The 16,920-nt window shown below is 63.7% G+C and carries 10 protein-coding genes and 1 pseudogene; 1 reads left to right on the top strand and 10 read right to left on the bottom strand.

What is annotated here, in order from left to right:
* From rplD to rpsL, 7 genes and pseudogenes are all read right to left on the bottom strand, one after another.
* Positions 1-531: 50S ribosomal protein L4 (rplD, locus tag R2601_RS02045; protein ID WP_007792785.1), on the bottom strand; the 531-nt coding region annotated here is incomplete at its 3' end.
* Positions 528-1,370 (bottom strand): 50S ribosomal protein L3, encoded by an 843-nt coding sequence (gene rplC, locus R2601_RS02050; RefSeq protein ID WP_007792788.1) that lies wholly within the window; start codon positions 1,368-1,370, stop codon positions 528-530. The genes rplC and rplD, both read right to left, overlap by 4 nt.
* Before the next feature lie 12 nt (positions 1,371-1,382).
* Positions 1,383-1,691 carry a 30S ribosomal protein S10 gene (gene rpsJ / locus R2601_RS02055; RefSeq protein WP_007792792.1) on the bottom strand — a complete coding sequence of 103 codons (309 nt, stop codon included), beginning with the start codon at positions 1,689-1,691 and terminating at the stop codon, positions 1,383-1,385.
* Positions 1,692-1,872: 181 nt separating this feature from the next.
* A pseudogene (gene tuf / locus R2601_RS02060) lies at positions 1,873-3,049 on the bottom strand (elongation factor Tu).
* A gap of 87 nt (positions 3,050-3,136) precedes the next feature.
* The gene (gene fusA / locus R2601_RS02065) at positions 3,137-5,260 is read right to left on the bottom strand and encodes an elongation factor G (RefSeq protein WP_007792797.1); all 2,124 of its coding nucleotides are present in this window, start codon (positions 5,258-5,260) and stop codon (positions 3,137-3,139) included.
* A gap of 21 nt (positions 5,261-5,281) precedes the next feature.
* Positions 5,282-5,752, bottom strand: coding sequence for a 30S ribosomal protein S7 (gene rpsG, locus R2601_RS02070; RefSeq protein ID WP_007792799.1), 471 nt, complete (start codon positions 5,750-5,752; stop codon positions 5,282-5,284).
* Positions 5,753-5,764: 12 nt separating this feature from the next.
* Complete coding sequence (rpsL, locus tag R2601_RS02075) at positions 5,765-6,136, bottom strand: 30S ribosomal protein S12 (RefSeq protein WP_007118826.1); 372 nt, start codon at positions 6,134-6,136, stop codon at positions 5,765-5,767.
* A gap of 369 nt (positions 6,137-6,505) precedes the next feature.
* On the opposite strand from rpsL, the gene R2601_RS02080 reads away from it, so the two are divergent.
* Positions 6,506-7,306: a glycosyltransferase gene (locus R2601_RS02080; RefSeq protein ID WP_007792821.1), complete on the top strand. Its 801-nt coding sequence runs from the start codon at positions 6,506-6,508 to the stop codon at positions 7,304-7,306.
* On the opposite strand, the gene R2601_RS02085 is transcribed toward R2601_RS02080, so the two are convergent.
* The 3 genes from R2601_RS02085 to rpoB form a co-directional block, all read right to left on the bottom strand.
* On the bottom strand, positions 7,282-8,187 hold the full coding sequence (locus R2601_RS02085; protein ID WP_040545013.1) for a DMT family transporter: 906 nt from the start codon (positions 8,185-8,187) through the stop codon (positions 7,282-7,284). The genes R2601_RS02080 and R2601_RS02085 overlap by 25 nt on opposite strands.
* A 148-nt stretch (positions 8,188-8,335) precedes the next feature.
* On the bottom strand, positions 8,336-12,592 hold the full coding sequence (gene rpoC, locus R2601_RS02090; RefSeq protein ID WP_007792827.1) for a DNA-directed RNA polymerase subunit beta': 4,257 nt from the start codon (positions 12,590-12,592) through the stop codon (positions 8,336-8,338).
* Between the two features lie 96 nt (positions 12,593-12,688).
* Positions 12,689-16,825, bottom strand: a complete 4,137-nt coding sequence (gene rpoB / locus R2601_RS02095) for a DNA-directed RNA polymerase subunit beta (protein ID WP_007792829.1) — start codon at positions 16,823-16,825, stop codon at positions 12,689-12,691.
* Positions 16,826-16,920: the final 95 nt, after the last annotated feature.

Here is a 16,920-nt window from a genome sequence, read left to right on the forward strand (position 1 = left end):
CACGCTGGGCAGCACGTCGAGGCCGTCGATGTTCGCCGCAGCGCGAGCGAAGTTCTCGTTGACCTCGGCACCGTCGATGACCAGAGCCCGCTTCCAGCCGAGGTTCTTGACCTGGCTTGCGAGGGTCTTGGTCTTGCCGTCGGCGTCGGCGTTCTCGATGATCACGAGGCTGCCGGCTTTCGCCTTGGCGGACAGTGCGAGCTTGAGGCCCAGCTGACGCACCTTCTTGGGAAGATCGTGGGCGTGGCTGCGCGGGGTCGGACCCTTGTAGATACCACCCTTGCGGAAGATCGGCGCCTTGCGGGAGCCGTGGCGTGCGCCACCGGTGCCCTTCTGGCGATAGATCTTCTTGGTCGAGTAGCTCACTTCCGAGCGGGTCTTGACCTTGTGGGTGCCAGCCTGCGCCTTGTTGCGCTGCCAGCGGACCACGCGGTGCAGGATGTCGGCGCGCGGCTCGAGATCGAAGATCTCGTCCGTCAGCTCGACTTCGCCCGCGGCACCGCCGTCGAGTTTGATCACGTCGAGTTTCATTCGTCGCCTTCCTTCTTCTCGGCCTCGATCTCCGCCTCGGCGGCTTTCAGGGCCTCTGCTTCGGCTGCGGCCTGCTCTGCGGCTGCTGCTTCGGCTGCTGCGGCTTCCTCGGCTGCGGCCTGTGCGGCGGCTTCCTCGGCGGCTTTCGCGGCTTCCTCAGCGGCGGACTTCAGGGCGGCGGGCAGAATGGCGTTCTCGGGGAACGGCTTCTTGACCGCGTCCTTGATCGTCACCCAGCCCCCCTTGGAGCCCGGAACCGCGCCCTTGATCATGATGAGGCCGCGCGATGCGTCGGTCTTCACAACCTGCAGGTTCTGCGTGGTGACACGGACGGCACCCATGTGGCCGGCCATCTTCTTGCCTTTGAAGACCTTGCCCGGATCCTGACACTGACCGGTCGAACCGTGCGAACGGTGCGAGATCGACACACCGTGCGTGGCGCGCAGGCCGCCGAAGTTGTGCCGCTTCATGGCACCGGCGAAGCCTTTACCGATGGTCGTGCCGGACACGTCCACGAACTGGCCTTCGAAGTAATGGTCAGCGGTGATTTCCTCACCGACGCCGATCAGGTTCTCGGCATCGACGCGGAATTCCGCGATCTTCCGCTTCGGCTCCACCTTGGCGATGGCGAAATGGCCACGCATCGGCTTGGAGACGTTCTTTGCCTTGACCGAGCCCGCGCCGAGCTGAACGGCGGTGTAGCCGTCCTTGTCGCTGGTCCGCTGGGCGACGACCTGACAACCGTCGAGTTGGAGAACGGTGACAGGAACCTGCTTGCCGTCTTCCAGGAAAAGCCGGGTCATGCCGACTTTCTTTGCGATCACTCCAGAGCGCATCATGAGTTGCTCTCCTTACACCTTGATCTCGACATCCACGCCGGCGGCGAGGTCGAGCTTCATGAGCGCGTCCACCGTCTGCGGGGTCGGATCGACGATGTCGAGCAGCCGCTTGTGGGTGCGGATCTCGAACTGGTCGCGGGATTTCTTGTTCACGTGGGGGCCACGCAGAACGGTGAATTTTTCGATCTTGTTCGGCAGCGGGATCGGCCCGCGCACCTGCGCGCCCGTCCGCTTGGCGGTGTTCACGATTTCCTGCGTCGAAGCATCGAGGACGCGGTAATCGAACGCCTTGAGCCGGATGCGAATGTTCTGGCTTTGCATGTTCGGTCTGCCTTTACATAGGCGTGAGAGTTGAGAGGAGGAGACAGGACCATCCCGCCCCCTCTTCGAACCCGTTCGGGCGCGGCCGAGGCCCCTGCCCTAAGACATGATGGGTGCCGAAGCACCCATCAGAATTCCAAGCTGGCGCGCCGGATAAGGCCGGACGCGCCTGCTGTCAAGATCACTCGATGATCTTGGAGACGACGCCGGAGCCGACGGTACGGCCGCCTTCGCGGATGGCGAAGCGGAGGCCGTCTTCCATGGCGATCGGGGCGATCAGCTCAACCGCGAACTTCAGGTTGTCGCCGGGCATGACCATCTCGGTGCCCTCGGGGAGGGTCACGGTGCCGGTCACGTCGGTGGTCCGGAAGTAGAACTGCGGACGGTAGTTCGCGAAGAACGGCGTGTGACGGCCACCTTCTTCCTTGGTCAGGATGTAGACCTCGGCTTCGAACTTGGTGTGCGGCTTGACCGAACCCGGCTTGCAGAGAACCTGGCCACGCTCGACGCCTTCACGGTCGATGCCGCGCAGCAGCGCGCCGATGTTGTCGCCGGCTTCACCGCGATCGAGCAGCTTGCGGAACATCTCGACACCGGTGCAGGTGGTCTTCTTGGTGTCGCGGATGCCGACGATTTCCAGTTCGTCGCCGACGTTCACGACGCCACGCTCGACACGGCCGGTCACAACGGTGCCGCGGCCCGAGATCGAGAACACGTCTTCGATCGGCATCAGGAACGGCTGGTCGACAGCGCGCTCGGGCTGCGGGATGTACTCGTCCACGGCAGCCATCAGTTCCTTGATCTTATTCTCGCCGATTTCCGGATCACGGCCTTCCATCGCCGCGAGAGCGGAGCCCGCGATGATCGGAATGTCGTCGCCCGGGAAGTCGTACTCGGAGAGCAGCTCGCGGACTTCCATCTCGACGAGCTCGAGGAGCTCCTCGTCGTCCACCTGGTCGACCTTGTTGAGGAACACGACCATGGGCGGGGATGCCCACCTGGCGGCCCAGCAGGATGTGCTCGCGGGTCTGCGGCATCGGGCCGTCAGCTGCGTTCACAACCAGGATCGCGCCGTCCATCTGGGCAGCACCGGTGATCATGTTCTTCACGTAGTCGGCGTGGCCGGGGCAGTCGACGTGCGCGTAGTGACGGTTCTCGGTCTCGTACTCCACGTGCGCGGTCGAGATCGTGATGCCGCGGGCTTTCTCTTCCGGCGCGCCGTCGATCTGATCGTAGGCGCGGAAGTCACCGAAGTACTTCGTGATCGCCGCCGTCAGCGTCGTCTTGCCGTGGTCAACGTGACCGATCGTGCCGATGTTACAGTGCGGTTTGCCGCGCTCAAACTTTTCCTTTGCCATGCGAAAGGCTCCTTTTTCTGTCAGGTGGTGGGCATTTAGCCCACCCTACGGTGGTGGGTAGGGCGGGGACCGGCCCCGCCACCCGGCTTATGCGTACTTGGACTGGATCTCGTCAGAGATGTTCTGCGGAACCGGATCGTAGTGGTCGAACTGCATCGTGAACTGCGCGCGGCCCGAGGACATGGAGCGCAGGGTGTTGATGTAGCCGAACATGTTGGCCAGCGGCACGAAGGCCTGGATCGCCACGGCGTTGCCGCGCGGCTCCTGACCCGACACCTGACCACGACGGGAGGTGAGGTCACCGATGATCGAACCGGTGTACTCTTCCGGGGTCACGACCTCGACCTTCATCATCGGCTCGAGCAGCTTCGCACCGGCCTTGCGCAGACCTTCGCGCATGGCCATCCGCGACGCGATTTCGAAGGCCAGGACCGAGGAGTCCACGTCGTGGAACTTACCGTCGATCAGTGCGACCTTGAAGTCGATCACCGGGAAGCCTGCCAGCGGACCGGAGTCCATGACCGACTTGATGCCCTTCTCGACGCCCGGGATGTATTCCTTCGGAACCGAACCACCGACGATCTTGCTCTCGAACGAGTAGCCTTCGCCCGGCTCTGTGGGGCTGATGACCAGCTTCACCTCAGCGAACTGACCCGAACCACCCGACTGCTTCTTGTGGGTGTAGGTGTGCTCGATCTCGTGACCGATGGTCTCGCGATAAGCCACCTGCGGGGCACCGATGTTCGCCTCGACCTTGAACTCCCGCTTGAGGCGGTCGACGAGGATGTCGAGGTGAAGTTCGCCCATGCCCTTCATGATGGTCTGACCGGACTCGAGGTCGGTCTCGACGCGGAAGGACGGGTCCTCGGCAGCCAGACGCTGCAGGCCTGCGGACATCTTCTCCTGGTCAGCCTTGGTCTTCGGCTCGACGGCGATCTCGATGACCGGGTCGGGGAAGGTCATGGTTTCCAGGACGACCTGCTTGTTGGCATCGCACAGGGTGTCACCGGTGGTGGTTTCCTTCAGGCCCGCGATGGCGATGATGTCGCCCGAACCTGCCCAGTCGATCTCTTCCCGGCTGTTGGAGTGCATCATCATCATACGACCGATGCGCTCTTTCTTGCCCTTGGTCGAGTTGATGATGCTGCTGCCCTTCTCGAGAAGGCCCGAGTAGATACGGGTGAAGGTCAGCGAGCCCACGAACGGGTCGTTCATGATCTTGAACGCGAGGCCGGCAAACGGCTCCTCGTCGCCGGGGCGACGTTCGATGTTGCGCGTCTCGGTCTCGTCGTCCGGCGAGAAGCCCATGTAGGGCGGCACGTCGAGCGGACCCGGCAGGAAGTCGACCACGCCGTTGAGCAGGGGCTGAACACCCTTGTTCTTGAACGCGGAGCCACCCAGAACCGGCACGAAGGACAGGTTGAGCGTGCCCTTGCGGATCAGGTCGCGCAGCTGCTCGATCGACGGCTCTTCGCCTTCGAGATACGCTTCCATCGCGTCGTCGTCCTGCTCGACGGCGTTCTCGATCATGTGCGAGCGCCACTCGTCGGCCAGGTCCTTGAGGTCGTCACGGATCGGCTGGCGCACCCAAGAGGCGCCCAGGTCTTCACCCTGCCAAACCCACTCTTCCATCGTGATCAGGTCGACGATGCCCTCGAGCTTGTCCTCTGCACCGATCGGGAAGTTGACCGGAACGGGGGTCGCGCCGGTGCGGTCCTTGATCATCTTCACGCAGTTGAAGAAGTCGGCACCGATCTTGTCCATCTTGTTGACGAACACGATACGCGGGACCTTGTAGCGGTCGGCCTGACGCCAGACGGTCTCGGTCTGCGGCTCGACGCCGGCGTTGCCGTCCAGAAGGCAGATGGCACCGTCGAGAACCGCCAGCGAACGCTCCACCTCGATGGTGAAGTCGACGTGACCGGGGGTGTCGATGATGTTGTAGCGGAACTTGGTGTCCGACGTGCCTTCGGCGGTCGGATCTTCCTGCCACTGCCAGAACGTGGTGGTGGCGGCGGAAGTGATGGTGATCCCGCGTTCCTGCTCCTGCTCCATCCAGTCCATCGTGGCTGCGCCGTCGTGGACTTCGCCGATCTTGTGGGAACGGCCGGTGTAGTAGAGAATGCGCTCCGTCGTCGTGGTCTTGCCCGCATCAATGTGGGCCATGATCCCGAAGTTACGGTAACGCTCCAGCGGATAATCGCGTGCCATGATGGACTGCCTTTCCTGGATTTACCAGCGGTAGTGGCTGAACGCCTTGTTCGCGTCGGCCATCTTGTGAGTGTCTTCGCGCTTCTTCACGGCGGAACCGCGAGATTGCACAGCGTCCAGAAGCTCACCGGCGAGGCGCTCTTCCATGGTGTTCTCGTTGCGCGAACGCGACGCGGTGATGAGCCAGCGGATGGCCAGCGCTTCGCGACGCTCGGGGCGCACTTCGACGGGCACCTGGTAGGTGGCACCACCGACGCGGCGCGAGCGGACCTCGACCGACGGTTTGATGTTGTCGAGCGCTTCGTGGAACACTTCCACGGGCGCGCGCTTCACCTTGCCTTCGACGCGGTCGAGCGCGTTGTAGACGATCTTTTCTGCGACCGACTTCTTACCATCGACCATCAGGTTGTTCATGAACTTGGTCAGCACGATATCGCCATACTTGGCGTCGGGCAGGACTTCGCGCTTCTCTGCAGCGTGACGACGAGACATTTCCGTATCCTCTTACTTGGGACGCTTCGCGCCGTACTTCGAGCGACGCTGCTTCCGGTCCTTGACACCCTGGGTATCCAGCACACCGCGCAGGATGTGGTAACGCACACCGGGAAGGTCTTTCACACGGCCGCCACGGATGAGCACAACCGAGTGCTCTTGCAGGTTGTGGCTTTCGCCCGGAATGTAGCTGATCACCTCGAAGCCGTTGGTCAGGCGCACCTTGGCCACTTTCCGCATAGCGGAGTTCGGCTTCTTGGGGGTGGTGGTGTAGACGCGGGTGCAGACGCCACGCTTCTGCGGGCATTCCTGCAGGTGCATCGACTTGGAACGTTTGACTTTGGGCTGCCGCGGCTTGCGGATCAGCTGCTGGATCGTGGGCATTTGGGTATCTTCCCCGTGTTTCTCACATATGTGCTGCACGGGGCGTCCCGTGCGGTTCATCATTCAAGGCGCCCTGCGCGTCCGCAGGTCACCGGCGACGCATCTCCCCTGACCCGACAGTCAGAGACGACGCAAAGCACCGCATGCGCTCCCGTAAGGGAACGACGCGGTGGGTGTCCAGAGGATCGGGGCCGAGGCCCGGATCGTGACCGCTTCAGTACTGTAGAACGCACCGGACGCACTGATGCCTCCGGCGAATTGAGGCGCGTATAGGGGGAGTCGCGAGCCTTGTCAACATAAGCCGAACCTTGTCAGGGCAAAGCGGCAATGCGATGCAGGTCAGGGGCTTGTTTCAGAGGAGCGTGGGCGATGCAAGTGATCGGGCTGTGCCGGTTTTCCTATCCGGCCGAGGGTGGTTTCCAGGTCGAACACGACGATACCGCCACCCGCGAGGCCTATCTCTTCGCCCCGGCCCGCCTCGAGGAGCGCTTCCGCCACTTCGAGGCGATCTGCCTGCCGGGGCTGAAAGCCCAGAGCGATCCCGACTTCACCTTTCTCGTGCTGGTGGGCACCTCGCTGCCCCCAGCAGCGCGCGAGAGGCTCGAGGCGCTGCTTGAGGGGCTCCCGCAGGCGCGCATCGTGGCCCGCCCTCCGGGCCCCCACCGGGCGGTCTGCCAGGAGGTCATAAACGCCGCCCGGGACATGGCCGTGCCCTGCCTGCAGTTCCGCCATGACGACGACGACGCGGTGGCGGTGGACTTCGTGGCCACCCTGCGCGAGGCGGCGCGTGACGTTGCGTCGTTGCGCGCCAAGCATCGGCTCGTGGGCTTCGACTGGAACCGCGGCTACGTCGCCCGACCCGATGCGGAGGGGATCTGCGCCGAAGAAACGGTCACCCCCTACTGGGGCGTGGCCGAGGCGATGGCGGTGGCCCCGGGCGTGAAACAGAGCACGATGAATTTCGGGCACAACAAGATCATGCGCTTCATGCCCACGGTAACCTTCACCGACCGGCCGATGTATGTGCGCGGCCACAATGAGCACAACGACTCGCGGCAGAAGAAGCACGTGAAGCCGGTCGCCCTGCCCCGGCTCGACGGCGACGGAGAGGCGCTGTTCCGAGAGCGCTTTGCCATCGATGCCGATCAGGTGCGCCGGATCTTTGCCTGAGCCATGGCGCGGCGCCGCAGCTGGCCCTCGCGCCAGAGGTTGAAGCTGCCGGTCGCGACGATGATCGCCGCGCCGATCAGGGTGAGCGGCACCGGCCAGTCTCCGAACACCAGCAGCCCGACCGCCAGCGCGATCAGCAGCCCGGTATATCGGAACGGTGCGACGAAGCTCATCTCGCCCACCCGCATCACGATCACCGACAGGCTGTAGCCGGCAATGATGAAGAGGGTGGTGCCGGCCAGCAGCAGTCCCAGCCGGGGCGTGATCGGTTCCCACGCCTGCCCCAGCGACATGGTCAGCGCGAAGAGGAACACCGCCACCGAGGAGACCAGCGTGACGGTCAGCGACGGCACCGCAGGTGACATCCGGCGGGTGACCAGATCCCGCAACGTCACGAAGGCCACCGCGACCAGTGCGAAAATCGAGTAGAGGTTGAAGCCCTCTGTGCCCGGTCGCACGATCAGCAGCATGCCTGCAAAGCCCGCCGCGATGGCGAGCCAGCGTCGCCAGCCCACCCTCTCGCCGAAGAACACCGCAGAGCCCAGCGTCAGGGTCAGCGGCAACATCTGGAGAAGCGCGGTCACGTTGGCCAGCGGCATCTGGCGCAGAGCGGTGAGGAAGAAATAGGTCGAGCACACCTCGGCCACCGCGCGGGTCAGCACCAGCGCCCAATCGCGGCGCGGCAGGTCGAAGCGCAGCGCGTTCAGGCGCCACGCCAGAAGCGCGATGAACAAGCTTGCAAAGAAGCCGCGGATCACCAGCAGCTGCGACAGCGAGATCGCCTCGCCGATCGCCTTCACGCAGGTGTCGCCCAGCGTGAAGGCCGCCATCGAGGCCATCATCAAGAGCGCGCCGCGGGTGTTGTCTGAAAGCTGTGCCATGCCATGATCGGTAGACCCGTCGCAGCGATCCGCCAAGAACATTCCGTTCGCCCACGTATGATTTTCCTGGGCCGCAGAATGGGGCCCGCAAATACGAAAAAGCCCCCGCGCGGGGCGGGGGCTTTTCATTGTCAGCGAGAGGCGAGGTTTACTCGCGGCTCTCCGGCGTATCCACGACCAGGTTGTCGAACTCGTCGCCACCGATCACGTCGTTGCCCGAGAACTCGGCATCCGGGGCCGCGAGGGCCGCGGCGGCTTCCGCCTCGGCCTTCTTGACCTCGATCACCTTGCCGTCGCGGTCGGTCGCGATCTTGCGCACCCGCTGGGTCGCGCCACCGGTGCCCGCCGGGATCAGGCGGCCCACGATGACGTTCTCCTTGAGGCCCACGAGCTTGTCCTTCTTGCCCTGCACCGAGGCTTCGGTGAGGACCCGGGTGGTCTCCTGGAAGGAGGCCGCCGAGATGAAGGAGCGGGTCTGCAGCGACGCCTTGGTGATGCCGAGAAGGATCGGTTCGCCCTGTGCCGGACGGCCGCCCTTCTTCTCGATCTTGGCGTTGGCCGCGTCGAACTCGGCCTTGTCCACGTGCTCGCCCTTGAGAAGGGTCGTATCGCCGCTGTCGGTGATCTCCCACTTCTGCAGCATCTGCCGGACGATGACCTCGACGTGCTTGTCGTTGATCTTCACGCCCTGCAGTCGATACACGTCCTGCACCTCGTCAATCATGTAGTTGGCCAGCGCCTCGATCCCCATGATGGCGAGGATGTCGTGCGGCGCCGGGTTGCCGTCCATGATGTAGTCGCCCTTCTGGACATAGTCGCCTTCGACCACAGGAATGTGCTTCCCTTTCGGGATCATGTATTCCTTGGTGTCGAGCGTGTCGTCGACGGGCTCGATCGCGATACGGCGCTTGTTCTTGTAGTCCTTGCCAAAGCGCACGTAGCCGTCGATCTCGGCGATGATCGCGTGGTCCTTCGGACGGCGTGCCTCGAAGAGTTCGGCCACACGTGGCAGACCACCGGTGATGTCCTTCGTCTTCGCACCTTCGCGCGGGATACGCGCCACGACGTCACCGGCCTTGATCTCCTGACCGTCTTCGCAGGACAGGATCGCGTCCACCGACATCGGGTAGGTGATCGGGTTGCCGGCCGCGTTGCGGACGGGCTCGCCGTCGCCATCCATCAGGATGATCTCGGGCTTGAGCTCGTTGCCCTTCGGTGCCGCACGCCAGTCGATCACGATCTTCTGGGTCATGCCGGTGGCATCGTCGGTCTCGTCGCGCACGGCAAGGCCGTTTACGAGGTCGACGTGACGGGCCACACCATCGGCTTCCGCGATGATCGGCAGGGTGTACGGGTCCCACTCAAAGAGCTTGGCGCCACGTTCAATGGTCTCGCCTTCCTTGACGAAGAGCTTGGTGCCGTAGCCCAGCTTGTGGCTGGCGCGCTCGGCCCCATCCTCGCCCTGGATGATGAGCTTCATGTTGCGGCCCATCACCAGCGTCTCGCCGGAGGTGTTCTCGAGCGTCGAGGCGTTCTCGAAGGCAATGATGCCTTCCTGGCTCGCCTCGAGGAAGGACTGCTGGCCACCCTGGGCAACGCCGCCGATGTGGAAGGTCCGCATCGTCAGCTGCGTGCCCGGTTCACCGATCGACTGTGCCGCGATGATGCCGACGGCCTCGCCGGTGTTCACCATCGTGCCGCGCGCAAGGTCACGGCCGTAGCACATGGCGCAGACGCCCTCTTCGGCCTCACAGGTCAGCGGCGAGCGGATCCGCGCGGTCTGCACCGCCGCATCCTCGATGGCATCCGCCATGCGCTCGTCGATGAGCTGACCGTCGCGAACCAGAACCTCTTCGGTGCCGGGGCGCATGATGTCCTCGGCCGCGACGCGACCCAGGATACGCTCACCGATGCTCGACACGACCTCACCGTCGTTGACCGCCGCTTCCGCGGTGATCGCACGGTCGGTGCCGCAATCGCGCATGCGCACGATGCAGTCCTGCGCCACGTCCACCAGACGACGGGTCAGGTAACCCGAGTTCGCCGTCTTCAGAGCGGTGTCCGACAGACCCTTACGGGCACCGTGGGTCGAGTTGAAGTACTCGAGAACGGTCAGGCCTTCCTTGAAGTTCGAGATGATCGGGGTCTCGATGATGTCGCCGTTCGGCTTCGCCATCAGGCCGCGCATCCCGCCCAGCTGCTTCATCTGCGTGACCGAGCCACGGGCACCGGAGTGGGCCATCATGTAGACCGAGTTGGGTTCCATCTCGGAGCCATCCTCGGCGCGCTTGGCGGCGGAGATGGTGTTCATCATGGCGTCGGTGACCTTGTCGTTACACTTCGACCAGGCGTCCACGACCTTGTTGTACTTCTCGCCCTGGGTGATCAGGCCGTCCATGTACTGCTGTTCGAAGTCCTTCACCTGATCGCGGGTTTCCTCGACCAGATCCCACTTCGTGTCGGGGATGACCATGTCGTCCTTGCCGAACGAGATGCCCGCCTTGAAGGCCTCCTTGAAGCCCATCGACATGATCTGGTCACAGAAGATGACCGACTCCTTCTGACCGCAATAGCGGTAGACGGTGTCGATGACGCGCTGGACGTCCTTCTTCCGCAGCAGGCTGTTGACGAGGTCGAACGGCGCCTTGGCGTTCATCGGCAGAAGGGAGCCGAGGCGCACACGGCCCGGGGTGGTCTCGTAGCGCTTGACGATCTCCTGGCCGGTCTCGTCGATCTGCTTGACGCGGCAGGTGATCTTGGCGTGCAGGTGCACTTCGCCGGCGGTGAGTGCGTGCTCGACCTCTTCGATGTTCGAGAACACCATGCCCTCGCCCTTCATGCCTTCGCGCATGATGGTGAGGTAGTAGATGCCAAGGATCATGTCCTGCGACGGCACGATGATCGGGCTGCCGTTTGCGGGCGACAGCACGTTGTTCGTGGACATCATCAGGACGCGCGCCTCGAGCTGCGCTTCCAGCGACAGCGGCACGTGAACGGCCATCTGGTCACCGTCGAAGTCGGCGTTGAAGGCCGAACACACGAGCGGGTGAAGCTGGATCGCCTTGCCCTCGATGAGCTGGGGTTCGAACGCCTGGATACCAAGACGGTGCAGCGTGGGCGCGCGGTTCAGCAGAACCGGGTGCTCGCGGATGACCTCGTCGAGGATGTCCCAGACCTCGGGACGCTCTTTCTCGACCAACTTCTTCGCCTGCTTCACGGTGCTCGACAGGCCCTTGGCCTCGAGCCGCGAGTAGATGAACGGCTTGAACAGCTCGAGCGCCATCTTCTTGGGCAGGCCGCACTGGTGCAGCTTGAGCTCCGGACCGGTCACGATGACCGAACGGCCGGAGAAGTCGACGCGCTTGCCCAGAAGGTTCTGACGGAAGCGGCCCTGCTTGCCCTTGAGCATGTCGGAGAGCGACTTCAGCGGGCGCTTGTTGGCGCCGGTGATGACGCGGCCACGGCGACCGTTGTCGAACAGGGCGTCGACGGCTTCCTGCAGCATCCGCTTTTCGTTGCGGACGATGATGTCCGGCGCGCGCAGTTCGATCAGCCGCTTGAGGCGGTTGTTCCGGTTGATCACGCGGCGGTACAGGTCGTTGAGGTCGGAGGTCGCGAAGCGGCCACCGTCCAGCGGCACCAGCGGACGCAGTTCCGGCGGGATGACCGGGATCACGGTGAGGATCATCCACTCGGGGCGGTTGCCCGACTCGAGGAAGCTCTCAACCACCTTGAGGCGCTTGATGATCTTCTTCGGCTTGAGCTCGCCGGTGGCCTCCTTGAGGTCCGCGCGCAGCTGCTCGGCCTCGGCTTCGAGGTCGATCTGGGCCAGCATCTCGCGGATCGCTTCGGCGCCGATATTGGCGGTGAAGGCGTCCATGCCATAGGCATCCTGCGCATCGAGGAACTCGTCCTCGGTGAGCATCTGGCCGTAGGTCAGGTCGGTGAGACCGGGCTCGATCACCACGTAGTTCTCGAAGTAAAGCACACGCTCGAGGTCACGCAGGGTCATGTCCAGCATGAGGCCGATGCGCGACGGCAGCGACTTCAGGAACCAGATATGGGCGCAGGGCGCGGCCAGCTCGATGTGGCCCATGCGCTCGCGGCGCACCTTCTGGAGGGTAACCTCGACGCCGCACTTTTCGCAGACGACGCCGCGATACTTCATGCGCTTGTACTTGCCGCACAGGCACTCGTAGTCCTTGATCGGGCCGAAGATGCGCGCGCAGAAGAGGCCGTCACGCTCGGGCTTGAACGTGCGGTAGTTGATCGTCTCGGGCTTTTTGATCTCGCCGTAGGACCACGAGAGGATCCGCTCGGGCGAAGCGAGCGACACCTTGATCTCGTCGAAGACCTTGGGCGGGGTCAGCGGGTTGAACGGGTTGTTCGTCAGTTCCTGGTTCATGTCAAAACCTTTGTGTCATGGCTGCGTCGGGAGAGGGCCCAAGATTTTTCGAACGAAAAATCTTGGGCGGAAGAATTTTCGGAGGAAAATTCTTCGTCACTCCTCCCCTTCCGCGTCCAGGAGTTCCATGTTCAGGCCGAGGCCGCGGACTTCCTTCACGAGCACATTGAAGCTCTCGGGAACGCCCGCCTCGTAATTGTCCTCGCCCTTGACGATGCTTTCGTAGACCTTGGTCCGGCCCGCCACGTCATCCGACTTCACGGTCAGCATTTCCTGCAGGGTGTAGGCGGCGCCATAGGCTTCCAGAGCCCAGACTTCCATCTCACCGAAGCGCTGGCCACCGAACTGCGCCTTACCACCCAGCGGCTGCTGCGTGACGAGCGAGTACGGCCCGGTCGAACGTGCGTGGATCTTGTCGTCGACAAGGTGGTGCAGCTTCAGCAGGTACTTCACACCCACCGTGACCTTCCGCGCAAACTCTTCGCCGGTGCGACCGTCGAACAGGCGCGACTGGCCCGAAGTGTCGAAGCCGGCGCGCGACAGCGCGTCGTTGACATCCGCTTCCTTGGCGCCGTCGAAGACCGGGGTCGCGATCGGCACGCCACGGGTGACGTTGCCTGCGGCTTCCACCAGCAGATCCTCTTCCATGTCGGCGATGCCCTCGTCGTAGACCTCGTCACCATAGGCGATGCGCATGGCTTCGCGGACCGGCGTGAGGTCACCCGAGCGGCGGTAGTCCTGCAGAGCGTCGTCGATCTTGATGCCCAGGCCGCGCGAGGCCCAGCCCATGTGGGTTTCAAGGATCTGACCGACGTTCATGCGCGACGGCACGCCTAGCGGGTTGAGGCAGAAGTCGACCGGGGTGCCATCCTCGAGGAACGGCATGTCCTCCATCGGAACAACGCGGGAAATCACACCCTTGTTGCCGTGACGGCCGGCCATCTTGTCGCCCGGCTGCAGCTTGCGCTTCACCGCCACGAACACCTTGACCATCTTCATCACGCCCGGCGGCAGGTCGTCGCCACGACGGACCTTCTCGACCTTGTCCTCGAAGCGGGCATCGAGGGCGCGCTTCTGCGCCTCGTACTGCTCGTGCAGGGCCTCGACGATCTGCGCGTCCTGCTCTTCGGCGAGCGCCAGCTGCCACCACTGGCCGCGGCTGAGCGTCTCGAGCAGCTCGGAGGTGATCTCCGAGTTCGGCTTCACGCCTTTCGGGCCCTTCACCGCGGTCTTGCCGAGGATCAGGTCGCCGAGACGCGCATAGATGTTGCGGTCGAGGATGGCGAGCTCGTCGTCCCGGTCACGGGCCAGCTGCTCGACTTCCTCGCGCTCGATCTGCAGCGCACGTTCGTCCTTTTCGACGCCGTGACGGTTGAAGACCCGCACTTCCACGACGGTGCCGTAGTCGCCCGGCTTCACCCGCAGCGAGGTGTCGCGCACGTCCGAGGCCTTTTCGCCGAAGATGGCGCGCAGAAGCTTTTCTTCCGGCGTCATCGGGCTCTCGCCCTTCGGAGTGATCTTGCCCACGAGAATGTCGCCCGGCTCCACGTCGGCGCCGATATAGACGATGCCGGCCTCGTCGAGGTTGCGCAGGGCTTCCTCGCCGACGTTCGGGATGTCGCGGGTGATCTCTTCCGGCCCGAGCTTGGTGTCACGGGCGGCGACTTCGAATTCCTCGATGTGGATCGAGGTGAAGACGTCGTCACGCGCGATGCGCTCGGAGATCAGGATGGAGTCCTCGTAGTTGTAGCCGTTCCACGGCATGAAGGCGACGATGACGTTCTTGCCGAGCGCCAGTTCCCCCATATCCGTCGACGGACCATCCGCGATGACCTCGCCCTTGCCGACCTTGTCACCCACCTTGATCAGCGGACGCTGGTTGATGCAGGTGTTCTGGTTCGAACGCTGGAACTTGCGCATCCGGTAGATATCGACCCCGGCATCGCCAAGCTCGAGATCCTCGGTTGCGCGGATCACGATCCGCTGAGCGTCCACCTGGTCGACGATGCCGGCGCGGTGTGCCTGGATGGCAGCGCCGGAGTCGATGGCGACCTTGCCCTCGATGCCGGTGCCCACGAGCGGCGCTTCCGAGCGCAGCGTCGGCACGGCCTGACGTTGCATGTTCGCCCCCATCAGGGCGCGGTTGGCGTCGTCGTTCTCGAGGAACGGGATCAGCGAGGCGCCGACCGAGACCAACTGCTTGGGCGACACGTCGATCAGGTCGACGCTTTCCGCCGGCGCGAGCGTGTAGTCACCGGACTGACGGGTGTTGACCATCTCGTTGATGAACTGGCCCCCCTCGTCGATGTTGGCGTTCGCCTGTGCAACCGTGTGGCGCATCTCCTCGGTGGCGGACATGTAGTGGACCTCGTCGGTCACCTGCTTGTCCTTCACCACCCGGTACGGGGTCTCGATGAAGCCATACTTGTTGACGCGGGCGAAGGTGGCCAGCGAGTTGATCAGACCGATGTTCGGGCCTTCCGGCGTCTCGATCGGGCACATCCGGCCGTAGTGGGTCGGGTGCACGTCGCGCACCTCGAAGCCGGCACGCTCACGGGTCAGACCGCCCGGCCCGAGCGCCGAAAGACGACGCTTGTGCGTCACTTCGGAGAGCGGGTTGGTCTGGTCCATGAACTGCGACAGCTGCGACGAGCCGAAGAACTCGCGAACGGCGGCCGCGGCGGGCTTCGCGTTGATCAGGTCCTGCGGCATGACGGTGTCGATCTCGACCGACGACATGCGCTCCTTGATGGCGCGCTCCATGCGCAGCAGGCCGACGCGGTACTGGTTCTCCATCAGCTCGCCGACGGAACGGACGCGACGGTTGCCGAGGTGGTCGATGTCGTCGACTTCGCCCTTGCCGTCACGCAGTTCGACCAGCGCCTTGATGCACTTGACGATGTCGTCACGATCCAGCGTGCGCTGGGTGTCGGGCTTCTCGAGCGCGAGACGCATGTTCATCTTCACCCGGCCCACGGCCGAGAGGTCGTAGCGCTCGCTGTCGAAGAACAGGGTGTCGAACAGCGCCGAGGCAGCCTCGACGGTGGGCGGCTCGCCCGGACGCATGACGCGGTAGATGTCCATGAGCGCGCTGTTGCGGTCCATGTTCTTGTCCTGCGCCATGGTGTTCCGCATGTACGGACCCACGGTGACGTTGTCGATGTCGAGGACCGGGATCTCGGTGATGCCCGCGTCGACCAGCTCCTTCAGGGTGCCGCCGGTCACGTCGCCATCCTTGTCGACGGTCCAGGTCAGCTCGTCGCCGGCCTCGACGTAGATCGCGCCGGTTTCCTCGTTGATGATGTCCTTGGACACGTACTTGCCGACGATCTGGTCGAACGGAAGCAGCAGGTTCTGCACGTTGCCTTCGTCGATCAGCTTCTTCACCGCGCGCGGGGTCACCTTCTTGGTGGCCTCGGCGATGATCTCGCCGCTGTCGGCATCCACGAGGTCATAGGTCGGGCGGGTGCCGCGCACACGCTCGGGGAAGAACTTGGTCACCCAGCCTTCGCCACGGCGCAGGTTGTAGGTGACGGTCTTGTAGTAAGCGTCCATGATCGCTTCCTGATCCAGCCCGAGGGCGTAGAGCAGGGTCGTGACCGGCAGCTTGCGGCGGCGATCGATGCGGGCGAACACGATGTCCTTGGCGTCGAATTCGAAGTCGAGCCACGAGCCGCGGTAGGGGATGATGCGGCAGGCGAAGAGCAGCTTGCCCGAGCTGTGCGTCTTGCCCTTGTCATGGTCGAAGAACACGCCCGGCGAACGGTGCATCTGAGACACGATCACGCGCTCGGTGCCGTTCACGATGAACGTGCCGTTCGGCGTCATGAGCGGCATGTCGCCCATGAACACGTCCTGTTCCTTGATGTCCTTCACCGACTTGGCGCCGGTGTCTTCGTCGATATCGAACACGATCAGGCGCAGGGTGACCTTCAGCGGGGCGCTGTAGGTCATGTCGCGCTGCATGCACTCCTCGACGTCGTATTTCGGCTTCTCGAGCTCGTAGCTGACGAACTCGAGCACCGCGGTCTCGTTGAAATCCTTGATCGGGAAAACCGACTGGAACACGCCTTTGATCCCCTCGCCGTCGGTCGGCTGGGGCTGGTCACCGGATTTCAGGAACAGTTCGTAGGAGCTCTTCTGAACCTCGATTAGGTTCGGCATCTCCAGAACTTCACGGATTTTACCGAAGTATTTGCGAAGACGTTTCTGGCCAAGGAAACTTTGCGCCATGAGGTTTGTCACCTTTTCAGCTTCTCACCGGTCGCGCGCGCTGTCGGGCACCAGCGGCACGTCCATCCGAGACGACGGTTCTGATCCATTCCTGG

Source organism: Salipiger bermudensis HTCC2601, assembly GCF_000153725.1.
Classification (GTDB): Bacteria; Pseudomonadota; Alphaproteobacteria; order Rhodobacterales; family Rhodobacteraceae; genus Salipiger; species Salipiger bermudensis.

Bases quoted from the DNA above. Each gene is read 5' to 3' on its own strand.
- rpsJ (WP_007792792.1), bottom strand. From the start codon at position 1,691: ATGCAAAGCCAGAACATTCGCATCCGGCTCAAGGCGTTCGATTACCGC.
- rplC (WP_007792788.1), bottom strand. From the start codon at position 1,370: ATGATGCGCTCTGGAGTGATCGCAAAGAAAGTCGGCATGACCCGGCTT.
- rpoB (WP_007792829.1), bottom strand. From the start codon at position 16,825: ATGGCGCAAAGTTTCCTTGGCCAGAAACGTCTTCGCAAATACTTCGGT.
- fusA (WP_007792797.1), bottom strand. From the start codon at position 5,260: ATGGCACGCGATTATCCGCTGGAGCGTTACCGTAACTTCGGGATCATG.
- rpsL (WP_007118826.1), bottom strand. From the start codon at position 6,136: ATGCCCACGATCCAGCAGCTGATCCGCAAGCCGCGGCAGCCCAAAGTC.
- R2601_RS02080 (WP_007792821.1), top strand. From the start codon at position 6,506: ATGCAAGTGATCGGGCTGTGCCGGTTTTCCTATCCGGCCGAGGGTGGT.
- R2601_RS02085 (WP_040545013.1), bottom strand. From the start codon at position 8,187: ATGGCACAGCTTTCAGACAACACCCGCGGCGCGCTCTTGATGATGGCC.
- rpoC (WP_007792827.1), bottom strand. From the start codon at position 12,592: ATGAACCAGGAACTGACGAACAACCCGTTCAACCCGCTGACCCCGCCC.
- rpsG (WP_007792799.1), bottom strand. From the start codon at position 5,752: ATGTCTCGTCGTCACGCTGCAGAGAAGCGCGAAGTCCTGCCCGACGCC.